Genomic DNA, 10,733 nt, shown 5'->3' with positions numbered 1-10,733 from the left:
CAGCACCGCCACGACGGCGTTCGACCTCGGCGCGGCGGATGTCCCCGCTACGGGGGGTCGGGCAAGGGCGTCGGACATGGCAAGTGCCTCCATCGGGGCGAGGTGGGAGTCAAGGGGGGTGCCGGGGCTGCGCGAGCGGGTGTGAGGTGCAGGGGGCGTGTGGGGCGCACGGGTGGGGCGTGCGCCCGGACGCGGTGTGGTGGTGCCACCGGACCCGGTGCCGGACTGGGGGAGTGTTCCGGCGACCGGGCCCGGTGACCGCGCCGTTCCCCGTCCCCACGGGGCGGCGCGGCGGGGCCGTCTCCGCTCAAGGCGGCCCCGGTCCGGGTGCCCCTGGCCGGGAGGGCCGGGGGCGGCTGGGTCGTGTCAGGTGGTGCGGTGGCCCCATCCGAGCCAGGCGGCAGTGAGGGCCATCACGCCTGCCGCGACCGCGGCGAGGAAGAGGCAGGTCAGGGAGGTGCTCACGGCCGACCGCCCTTCGTCGAGCCGGTCGACAGCGGATGGGCCAGTGCCTGCCAGAGAGGCATGACGAGTCCGGCGGTGCCCGGCGAACGGGTCAGCCCGGGGGTGGCGGTCGCCGGTCGGCCGGTACGGTCTGCTCCGGCCGCCGCGGTGGTGGTGTGCGGCATGGGGCACGCTCCTGCGCGGGGAAGTGGATGCGACCGGCTTCACGACCGGTCACTTCGTTGCTTGACTTAGGCAAACATAGTCGACTTACTTAAGTCAAGCAACCTTCTCCGGAAAAAAGCCCGGCCACGGAGTCCCGGGACTCCGTGACCGGTTGAGTTGCTGCTGGTATTCGTGATGCTCGCGGGTGCCGTCGCGACGGCATCAGGCAGGGACGGGCTCAGGCAGGGACGCTCGCGCCCTGCCCCTTCCGCTCCGTCTCGGCGGCGAGGCGCGCGGAGCGGGTCAGGGGGCCGAAGACGGCCAGGGCGATCGCGCCGATCATCCAGGTGCCGGCGATGAAGTAGAAGACGCTCCGGTAGCCGTGGCCGTTGTAGAGCGCCGCGACGATCAGCGGACCGGCGGCGTTCGACAGCCGGCCGAGGCCGTAGGAGACGCTCGTTCCCAGCGAGCGGCCCCGGGTGTCGAAGAGCTCGGGGGAGTAGGCGTAGGCGAGGGCCGTGTAGCCGCGCTCGAAGAGGTTCACCAGGAAGCCGAACACGATGATGAAGACGGGGTCGAAGGTGAGCCCGTAGAACAGGCCGCACACCGCGATCACCGAACCGAAGGCGACCAGGCACCACTTGCGCTCGAACCGGTCGGTGACCAGGGACGCGAGATAGCAGCCGAGTGGTGCGCCGACCGTGGTCAGCGCCACGTAGAAGACGGACTTCTCCACGCTGAAGCCCTCCTTGGCCAGCAGGGTGGGCGCCCAGCTCGAGTAGCCGAAGAAGCCGATGGTCTGCGTCATCCACAGCACCGTGAGCAGCAGCGTCGGGAACAGGTACTTCTTCTGCAGCAGCAGGCGCAGCGGAGCCCTGGTCGACGGCGTTTCGGTGACGGGGGGCGCGGGCTCGGGCAGGGGGCCCTTCTCCGCGGCGACGCTTGCCTCTATCTCCCGCAGGACGGCGTCCGCCTTGGCGTGCTCGCCCCTGCTTTCGAGCCAGCGGGGTGATTCCCTGAGGTGCCGGGTGAACATGACGAGCAGGACGCCCAGGGAACCCCAGAGGTAGACCAGCCGCCACGACCAGTCGCTGAGCGGTACGACCGCGCTGGCGATGAGGTTGGTGACGGGCGTGCCGCAGATGCCGATGACGATGGCGTACGCCTGGTACTTGCCGCGGATCGCCGACGGGTACATCTCGTTGATGTAGACGACGCCCACGACGGTCATCGCCGACAGGCCCGCCGAGGTCAGGACGCGGAACACGCCCAGGGACACGAGGTCCCAGGAGAACACCGCCGCGAACGAGGAGAGGCCGAAGAACAGCGTCGTCCACAGCAGTGCACGCTTGCGGCCCCACCGGTCGGCGATGCCCCCGGCGGCGATCGCTCCGATGAACATGCCGACGAACGACAAAGAGGTGACGTAGGCGACCTGGTCGACCGTGATGCCCCACAGGTCGATCAGTTTCGGTGCGGTGGTGGCGAAGCTGTTGATGTCCGCGAACTCGAAGAAGTAGGCGAAGGCGACGGCGAGCATCGTGGTTTTGTGGAACCGGGAGACCGGAAGCCGGTCCAGCCTGTTCAACGCGTTGGAGTTCTGCATGAGCGGCCCTTGTCGAAGTCGGGGAGGGGAACGGGGACGGGAGCGCGGATGGGAGCGCGGATGGGGACGGGAACGGGGACGCGGACGGGGGAAGTTCAGCGGTCTTCGCCGGGCCAGTAGAGGCTCATGGGGTTGTCGACGAGCAGCTTGCGCTGCTCCTCGGCGGTGACCGCGACGTGCGGGACGTGGTCGACGAGGAGACCGTCGTCGGGCATGTGGTCGGTGAGGTTGGGGTGCGGCCAGTCGGTGCCCCACAGCACCCGGTCGGGGAACTCCCGCACGACGCGGCGGCCGAAGGGGACGACGTCCGTGTAGGCGCGTTGCTCGCCGTCGAGGGCGGCGGGTCCGGCCACGCTGAGGCGTTCGGGACAGGTCACCTTCACCCACACGTCGTTGTCCTCGACGAAGCGCAGGAACCGGGTGAACTGCGGCCCGTCCACCGGCTGGGTCACGTCCGGCCGGCCCATGTGGTCCACGACCAGCGTTGTGGGCAACGAGCCGAAGAAGCCCTCCAGTTCGGGCAGGTCGGCGCTCTCGAAGTAGAGGACGATGTGCCAGCCCAGCGGGGCGACCTTCTTCGCGATCGTGCTCAGGTCGTCCGCGGGGGAGGCGTCGACCAGTCGCCGTACGAAGTTGAAACGCACTCCGCGTACGCCCGCCGCGTCGAGGTCGAGCAGCTCGCTCTCGCTGATGTCCGGCCGGACGGTCGCGATGCCGCGTGCCCTGCCGTCGGCCGCCCGCACGGCGTCGACCATGGCGGTGTTGTCCGCGCCGTGACAGGTGGCCTGCACGATGACGTTGCGGGCGACGCCCAACCGGTCGCGCAGCGCGAACAGTTCGTCCTTGCCGCCGTCGCAGGGCGTGTACTTCCGCTCCGGCGCGAAGGGGAACTCCGCCTGCGGACCGAAGACGTGGCAGTGGGCGTCGACGGTGCCCGGGGGCAGCCGGAACGTCGGCTCGGACGGGTTCTGGTACCAGTCCAGCCAGCCGGGGGTCTTGGGGGAGAGGGCGCTCATGGGTCCGCTCATGTCGCTCACCGCCCCTGGCGCTTCAGCAGCGCGTCCAGACGGGGGTACACGGCACGGGCGTTGTGCTCCTGGACCGCCGCCAGGTCGTCCGCGGGCAGCTTGGCCGCCTCCGCATAGCGCCGGGTGTCGTCGAAGTGGTGGCCGGTGCACGGGTCGATGTCGCGGACGGCGCCGATCATCTCCGAGGCGAAGAGGATGTTCGCGGCCGGGATGACGTCGTAGAGGAGGTCCGAGCCGGGCTGGTGGTAGACGCACGTGTCGAAGAAGACGTTGCCCAGGACGTGCTCCTCCAGGGGAGGCTTGCCGAGCGCCATCGCGAGCCCGCGGAACCGTCCCCAGTGGTACGGCACCGCTCCGCCGCCGTGCGGGATGACGAAGCGCAGGGTCGGGAAGTCGGCGAACAGGTCACCCTGGACCAGCTGCATGAACGCCGTGGTGTCGGCGTTGAGGTAGTGCGCGCCGGTGGTGTGGAAGGCGGGGTTGACGCTCGTGCTGACGTGGATCATCGCCGGGACGTCGTACTCCACCATCTTTTCGTAGACGGGGTACCACGAGCGGTCCGTCAGCGGCGGGGCGGTCCAGTGCCCGCCCGAGGGGTCGGGGTTGAGGTTCAGCGCGACGGCGCCGAACTCCTCCACACAGCGGGTGAGTTCCGGGATGCAGCCGGCGGGGTCGACGCCGGGTGACTGCGGGAGCATCGCTGCGGGCACGAAGCGCTGCGGGTACAACTCGCTGACGCGGTAGCAGAGTTCGTTGCAGATCGCCGCCCACGCGGCGGAGGTGTCGAAGTCCCCGATGTGATGCGCCATGAAGGACGCGCGGGGCGAGAAGACCGTCACGTCGATGCCGCGCTCGTCCATCAGCCTCAGCTGGTTCGACTCGATGGTCTCGCGCAGCTCGTCGTCGCCGATGTGCAGATCCGCGCGGGAGGGGGCGGCCGAGGGGTCGGTGAGGGATGCGATCTGCCGGTTGCGCCATGCCTCCAGGGCCGGCGGAGCGGTCGTGTAGTGACCGTGACAGTCGATGATCATTGCTGTGTCCTTCTCGGTAGGCGCTCTCGCACCTTGGCTCCGCCCCGCACGGACGGGCGAGAGACCTGAACACAGAACTAACCTCCCCTTAACACTTCGGCGGGGCCCCGGTTCGTGTGGTCTACATTCGGACAGGGGAGTGGCGGAAGGGAGGCGGGCAGGGTGCAGATACTGCTGGCCGAGGACGACGACGGAGTGGCCGCGGCGCTCGTCGAGGTGCTGTACGACCATGGTCATGTCACCAGGCGGGTCCGGTACGGCAGCGAGGTGATGACCTACCACCGCAGCTCCGACCTGCTGCTTCTCGATCTGGGCCTGCCCGACATCGACGGTCTGGACGTGCTGCGCGCGGTGCGGGCGGTGAGCGATCTGTCGGTGGTGGTGCTCACCGCGCGCGGCGACGAGCGTTCGGTCGTCCGCGGGCTGCGGCTCGGGGCCGACGACTACCTCGTCAAGCCGGTACGCCTCGCCGAGCTGCTCGCCCGGATCGAGACCGTCACCCGGCGTACGGCGGCGAAGGGCGTCCCCGCGGTGCGTACGGTCCGTGCCGGTGACGTCGAGGTCGATCTCGACGCGCGCCGGGTCCGGGTCGGCGGAGCGGAGGTCGAGCTGACCACCAAGGAGTTCGACATCCTCGCCGTGCTGGCCGGCAGGTCGGGCACCGCGGTCAGCCGGGAGCGGCTCCTGGACGAGGTGTGGGGCGACGCCCACCACGCCGTGTCCCGCTCCCTCGACGTCCACCTCACCCAGCTGCGCGCCAAACTGCGCCGCCCCGAGCTCCTCACCACGATCCGGGGCTTCGGCTACCGCTTCGGGGACCTCGGGAACTGAGGAACCGACGCGTGCGCACCAGGGTCCAGGCCGCGCTGCTGGTCTTCGCCGTACTCGCGGTGGCCGCGTTCGCCGTACCGCTGCTGCTGTACACCGCGTCCGACCGCACCCAGCAGCTCGTCCTCTCCCGCAGCGCCGATCTCGACCGCTTCGCGTCCCTCATGGACCAGGCCGCGGCCACCGGCGACACCTCCGCGCTGGCCGCCGAGGCGCGGCGCTACACACAGCTGTACGGCGAAGCGCTCGTCGTCACCGACACGCGCCGCAGCCCGGTCGTCGAGACCGGCGGCATGCGGGCCGCCGATCCGGTCGTGGCCCGGCTGCTCGACGCGGCCCTGCGCAACCAGACCGCGCATCCGACGGGCGCGCTGCGTCCCTGGTCGAGCGGGCACCGGATGTTCGCCGAGCCGGCGGGCACCGGGACGCGGGTCTCCGGGGCCGTCGTGCTGCGGGCCTCGGTGGCGACCGCGGCGGAGGACATCACCCGGCTCTGGGCCGCCGTGATCGCCGGAACGGCCCTGGTCGCCATCGCCTGCACGGTCCTCGCCCGGGCGGCGACGCGCTGGGTGGTCAGCCCGTTGCGCCGCCTCGACCGTGCGGTCGGCCAGCTCGCGGCGGGCCTGCCGCCCGAACAGACCCGGACCGGCGGCCCACCGGAACTGCGCCAGCTCGCGACCGGCTTCAACCGTATGGCGCGTACCGTCACGGCGGCCCTGGAACAGCAGCGCAGGCTCGTCGCCGACACCTCGCACCAGATGCGCAACCCCATGGCGGCGCTCCGGCTGCGCGTCGACGCCCTGCACGCCCACCTGCCCGCGTCCGCCGACCGCACGTACACCGGGGTCACCACCGAGCTCGACCGACTGGAGACCCTCCTCGACGATCTGCTGGCGCTCGCCGCCGCGGAACACCGGGCCGGGGAACTCACGGTGACCGACGACGCGGACGCCCACTGCGACGCGGCGGCGGTCGCGGCCGCCCAGTACCGGCTGTGGGAGCCGGTCGCCCGCCGCGCCGGGGCCCGCCTCACCCTGCAGAACGCTCCGGACCCGGTCACGGCCGGCTGCACGGATCGTGAACTCGCCCAGATCACGGACATCCTCCTGGACAACGCCATCAAGTACGCGGGTCCGGGCGCCGAGATCTCGCTCCGCTGCACGACCGAGGGCCCGCTCGCGGTGCTCACCGTGACGGACGACGGCCCGGGCCTGGACGCGGACGAACTCGCCCTGGCCACCACGAGGTTCTGGCGCTCGCGCCGACAGGACCGGACAGCGGGTACGGGGCTGGGGCTGGCCATCGCCGAGCAGTTGCTGGCGGGGCGGGGAGGCCGGCTGGAGCTGGGGGCGGGCAAGCCGCGGGGGCTGCGGGTCAGGGCGGTCGTGCCGCGGGGGCGGGCCGGGGGCGGGAGCGCCGGCGGTGTCGACGGGGGTGCCGTCGGCGGTTTTGACGGGGGTGCGCGGTGAACCGCCGTACCGGCGTGCGTCGGCGCGTCATGGCCGGCCCCGTAGACCGCCGCACCGCGCTGCGTGCCGCCCTCGGCACGGCGGCCGTCGCCGTGCTGGGCGGGGCGCTCACGGGAGATGCCTCCGGGCAGCGCCCGGGGCCGGGCGGTGTGCTGCGGTTCGCGACCGGGGAGCCGACCGCGTTCTACGTGGCCTTCGGCCGTCTCCTCGCCGCCGAGCTCGAAGCGGAGTATCCCGGTCTGAACTGCCGGGTACGCACCACCGCGGGCAGCGTCACCAACATCGAGCTGCTGCGCGACCACCGCGCCGACCTCGCACTCGTCCTCACCGACACCGCACGGGCCGCCCAGGGCACCGCCCTCTTTCCGCGCCCGGTGCCGCTGCGCGCGATCGGCAGGGTGTACGAGACCTACCTCCAGTTCGCCGTACGCGCCGACTCGCCCGTGCGTGCCGTGTCCGACCTGGCCGGACACACCGTCTCGCTCGGCGCGGCCGGATCGGGCGCGGCCGTACTCGGCGAACGCATCCTGCACGCCGCGGGGCTTTCGCCCGGCACCGACGTCCCCGTACGCCATCTGCCGCTGGCCGCCGCGGCCGACGCCATGCGGGCGGGCACCGTCGACGCCCTGCTCGTCGCGGGCGGCGTACCGCTGCCCGTGCTGTCCGAACTCGACGACCGGCCCGGCCTGCGCTTCCTGCCGCTGGCCGGCCTGCTGCCCGGGCTCGGTGACCGCGACGCCCGGGCCGGCTCGGGCCTGGAGGAGGTGTCCCTGCCGCAGGGCGCGTACCGGACGGCGGGCGGCGTCGCCACCATCGGCGTGTCCAACCTGCTGGTCTGCCGCCCCGACCTCTCCCGCACCGTCGCCGACGCGCTCACCCGCCTCCTGGTCCTCCGTGCCACCGCGCTCGTCCCCGAAAACGCCGTCGGCACCCAGTTCCTCGACGTCACAAGCCTGATCGGGACGGGCAGCATCGCCCTGCACCCCGGGGCGGCCGCGGCCTACCGCTCGCTGCACGGCTGAGCACCCGCCGCTGCGGGAGGCGACCGGCGCGGGCCTGCCCGGGGCGGCCGTGGTGGTGACGCCCCCGGCCGACCGCCGTGCGTGTCGTCAGATGCCGAACTCCTGGGTGGACAGGCCGAGTACCGAGCACGCCTCACGCAGGATCTGCTCCTCGGCCGGCGCGACGAACCCGTCCGCACCCGCGACGACGAAGCCGGTCTGTACGACCGCCCTGGCCTCCGTCGGCTTCTTCGCGGTCTTGGCGATCTCCTGCAGAGCCTCGGCCTTGCCCTGCTGGAAGTTGAGCGCCAGCTGGTCGACGTGCTTGTTGAAGCGCTGCCGCAGCTGCTCCGACGGGAAGTTCTGCAGGACGTCGTTGTGCAGGATCAACGACTCCACGTGCTGCCGCTCGGCCGGGTCCACATGCCCGTCGGCGGCGGCGACCAGGGCGCACATGGCCATGCTGGCATCCCGGTAGGCGCCGCTCTTCAGCTCCGTCTTGAGGGAGGTGAGCTGGGACTTGAGGGTGTTCACCAGCTGAGCCCGCGATCCCCCGGCGGACCCTGAACCCGGCCGCCCGTGTCCGCCGCCGGCGCCCCGCGTCCCCTGCGCCTGCTGCTGCAGACCCTTGGCCTGGTCCTTGATCCGATCCCACATCGCCATCCGTGCCACCTCGGCTTCAGCCCGTGTTCGTTCCGGTCGACCGCGTGCGTTCCGCGCGTCCTCCTGCCAACTCCTCCCGGCGCCTCGAAGTTCCATGACCGGCCTCGGCGCCGCGTACCGGCAGTCGGCCATGGCCGACGCTCTGGCCTGGTGACGCGCCGGCCCGGGCCCGTTTCAACGGCCTTCGGTCGCCTGGGAGTTGTTCAGGAACGCCAGCACGGCCAGCACTCGGCGGTGCCCGCTGTCGCTCGGTGGCAGCCTCAGCTTGAGGAAGACGTTGCCGATGTGCTTGCTGACCGAGCGTTCCGTGATGACGAGGGTCTTGGCGATCGTCACGTTGTCGTGGCCCTCGGCCATGAGCGCCAGCACCTCGCGTTCGCGCGGGGTCAGCGAGTCCAGCGGCGAGTCCCGGCGGCGGGTGAGCAGTTCGGTCACCACCTCGGGGTCGAGGGCCGTTCCGCCGGCCGCGACGCGCTCCAGCGCCTCGAGGAACTCGTCCACCCGGCCCACCCGGTCCTTGACCAGGTAGCCGACCCCGCTCGCGCCGCCGCCCAGCAGCTCCGCGGCGTACGACTCCTCGACGTACTGGGAGAGCACCAGCACCGGCAGCCCCGGGATCCGCTGCCGCGCTTCGAGCGCCGCACGCAGCCCCTCGTCGCGGAAACCGGGCGGCATGCGCACGTCGAGCACGGCCGCGTCCGGGCGGTGTTCCAGGAGCGAGGGGAGGACCTCCGGGCCGGTACCGACGACGCCCACCACCTCATGCCCGGCCGAGCTGAGCAACAGGACGAGACCCTGCCGGAGCAGGGCGTTGTCCTCGGCGATCACCACTCTCACGACGACTCCCCGGTTCTGGTCACCACGCGCACGGCAGCTCCACTTCGATCACGGTCGGGCCCCCGGCGGGGCTGGTCACCGTCACCGTCCCGGCCAGCGCGGCGACCCGGCGACGCATCCCCGGCAGCCCCGAGCCGCCTGCCTCGTCCACGCCGCCCCGGCCCTCGTCCCGTACGACGGCCCGCAACCGGGTGCCGACCCGCTCCAGCCGGACCGAGGCCTGCCGGGAGCCGCTGTGCCTGGCGGCGTTCGTCAGCGCCTCGGCCACGACGAAGTACGTGGCCGCCTCGACCGCGGCCGGAACCGGCGGCCCGTCCCCGGTCCCGTCCGCCAGGCCGTCCACGCGCGTGGTGACGTCGAGTCCGCTGTTCGCGGCGAGCGCCCGCACCGCGCCCACCAGCCCCCGGTCGGTGAGGATCGGCGGATGGATGCCGTGCACGATGTGCCGCAGTTCCGCCAGCGCCTCCTCGGCCTGGTGCTGCGCGTCCTCCAGCAGCCGGTGCGCGGCCTCCGGATCGCGGTCGCATGCCCGTTGTGCGAGGCCGATCCGCAGGGACAGCGACACCAGCCGGGCCTGGGTGCCGTCGCGCAGGTCCCGTTCGATGCGGCGCAGTTCGGCGCCGTGCGCCGCGACGGCTCCCGCCCGGACGGCGGCCGGCTCCTCGACCAGGCCCACGGTCTGCCGGCCCGACCGCCTCCGGTCGGTCCCGGCGATCCGGCGGATCCGCACCGTCTCCGGCAGCAGCCGGGCCCCGAACAGCGCGATCGTGCCGGTCGCCGTGATCCACCGGCGCTGGGCGGCTCCGGAGTTCGAGGAGGCTCCGGTGAGGACGGCGGTCCTGGTCACGATCTCGTTCCCTTCGGCACCGGCGGCGACCGCTTGGAGTCGGTGTTCGCGGTGTCTCAGACGTTGGCCTCGGTGACCTTCGCGGCGTCCACCGGGCCGTCGGCGGCCGGCGCCTCCTGGGCGGCGGTGTCCTCGCGCGGGAGGAACGAAGCGACGACGAAGGCGAGGACGGCCGCACCCGCGCCGATGGCCATCACGACCTTGAAGCCGTTCTCGGACGGCAGCGCGCGGCCGCCGAAGTCGGTGGTCATCTGGGCCAGGATGACGCCGGCGATGGCGCTGGCGAACGACGTCCCAATGCACCGCATCAGCGTCTCCTGCCGTGCCGGGCTACTCGTCGAAGGTGACGACGACCTTCTCCGCGGCGCCCGGGGTCAAGGTGAGCTCGAAGGCGTGGCCGGCCTCGGAGAACGGGACGCGGTGGCTGATCAGCTCGGCGAAGCGCTCGTGGTGTTCCGCGAGTTCCGGGGTCACCTCGAAGATCTCGGTCGGGTAGCCCTGGGAGGCGATGAGGGTGAGCTCGCTGCGGAGCATGCCGCCGAGGTCGATGTCCGAGCCCTTCTTCTGCACGGCGACCATGACCATCTTGGCCTTCCACTTCGCGGAGTCGACGGCGGCCTGGAAGACGGCGGGGGCACCGGCGGCGTCGATGTAGATGTCGGTGCCGGCGCGGGGCTGGCCGAGTGCGTTGGCGTCCTGCCCGTGCAACTGGGTCAGGCGCTCGGTGACGTTCTCGGTGGCGGAGTTGATGACGGCGTCCGCGCCGACGGCCAGCGCCGTTTCGAGGCGCTCGGGGATGACGTCGGCGACGACC

10 protein-coding genes and 2 pseudogenes are annotated in these 10,733 nt (G+C 72.0%); 3 read left to right on the top strand and 9 right to left on the bottom strand.

What is annotated here, in order from left to right; translation table 11 throughout:
* Positions 1-461: 461 nt before the first annotated feature.
* The 4 genes from ADK57_RS49840 to ADK57_RS08675 form a co-directional block, all read right to left on the bottom strand.
* The gene (locus ADK57_RS49840) at positions 462-629 is read right to left on the bottom strand and encodes a hypothetical protein (RefSeq protein ID WP_159050031.1); all 168 of its coding nucleotides are present in this window, start codon (positions 627-629) and stop codon (positions 462-464) included.
* Positions 630-847: 218 nt separating this feature from the next.
* Positions 848-2,215, bottom strand: coding sequence for an MFS transporter (locus ADK57_RS08685; protein ID WP_053748785.1), 1,368 nt, complete (start codon positions 2,213-2,215; stop codon positions 848-850).
* A 95-nt stretch (positions 2,216-2,310) separates the two neighbouring features.
* Complete coding sequence (locus ADK57_RS08680; RefSeq protein ID WP_053748784.1) at positions 2,311-3,231, bottom strand: amidohydrolase family protein; 921 nt, start codon at positions 3,229-3,231, stop codon at positions 2,311-2,313.
* Between the two features lie 17 nt (positions 3,232-3,248).
* A complete protein-coding gene (locus tag ADK57_RS08675) occupies positions 3,249-4,274 on the bottom strand; it encodes an amidohydrolase family protein (protein ID WP_053748783.1) in 1,026 nt (341 codons plus the stop codon).
* A 162-nt stretch (positions 4,275-4,436) separates the two neighbouring features.
* On the opposite strand from ADK57_RS08675, the gene ADK57_RS08670 reads away from it, so the two are divergent.
* The 3 genes from ADK57_RS08670 to ADK57_RS08660 are packed head-to-tail and all read left to right on the top strand — an operon-like array spanning position 4,437 to position 7,593.
* Positions 4,437-5,105: a response regulator transcription factor gene (locus ADK57_RS08670; RefSeq protein WP_053748782.1), complete on the top strand. Its 669-nt coding sequence runs from the start codon at positions 4,437-4,439 to the stop codon at positions 5,103-5,105.
* Between the two features lie 11 nt (positions 5,106-5,116).
* Complete coding sequence (locus ADK57_RS08665; protein WP_053748781.1) at positions 5,117-6,571, top strand: sensor histidine kinase; 1,455 nt, start codon at positions 5,117-5,119, stop codon at positions 6,569-6,571.
* 29 nt (positions 6,572-6,600) lie between these two features.
* Positions 6,601-7,593, top strand: coding sequence for a TAXI family TRAP transporter solute-binding subunit (locus tag ADK57_RS08660; RefSeq protein ID WP_053748787.1), 993 nt, complete (start codon positions 6,601-6,603; stop codon positions 7,591-7,593).
* 87 nt (positions 7,594-7,680) lie between these two features.
* Here ADK57_RS08660 and ADK57_RS08655 read toward each other — a convergent pair whose 3' ends face one another.
* The 5 genes and pseudogenes from ADK57_RS08655 to ADK57_RS08635 all read right to left on the bottom strand — a co-directional run.
* The gene (locus tag ADK57_RS08655) at positions 7,681-8,235 is read right to left on the bottom strand and encodes a tellurite resistance TerB family protein (RefSeq protein WP_078973019.1); all 555 of its coding nucleotides are present in this window, start codon (positions 8,233-8,235) and stop codon (positions 7,681-7,683) included.
* A gap of 174 nt (positions 8,236-8,409) precedes the next feature.
* Positions 8,410-9,072 (bottom strand): response regulator, encoded by a 663-nt coding sequence (locus ADK57_RS08650; RefSeq protein ID WP_053748780.1) that lies wholly within the window; start codon positions 9,070-9,072, stop codon positions 8,410-8,412.
* Positions 9,073-9,091: 19 nt separating this feature from the next.
* Positions 9,092-9,739, bottom strand: a pseudogene (locus ADK57_RS08645) (sensor histidine kinase); the annotation flags it as partial.
* A 236-nt stretch (positions 9,740-9,975) separates the two neighbouring features.
* Positions 9,976-10,236 (bottom strand): annotated as a pseudogene (locus tag ADK57_RS08640) (MFS transporter); the annotation flags it as partial.
* A gap of 13 nt (positions 10,237-10,249) precedes the next feature.
* On the bottom strand, positions 10,250-10,733 hold a 484-nt coding region (locus tag ADK57_RS08635; RefSeq protein WP_159050030.1), incomplete at its 5' end, for a zinc-binding dehydrogenase.

The organism is Streptomyces sp. MMG1533, from assembly GCF_001279775.1.
Lineage (GTDB): Bacteria > Actinomycetota > Actinomycetes > Streptomycetales > Streptomycetaceae > Streptomyces.
This window is presented reverse-complemented; position numbering and strand designations above follow the sequence as displayed.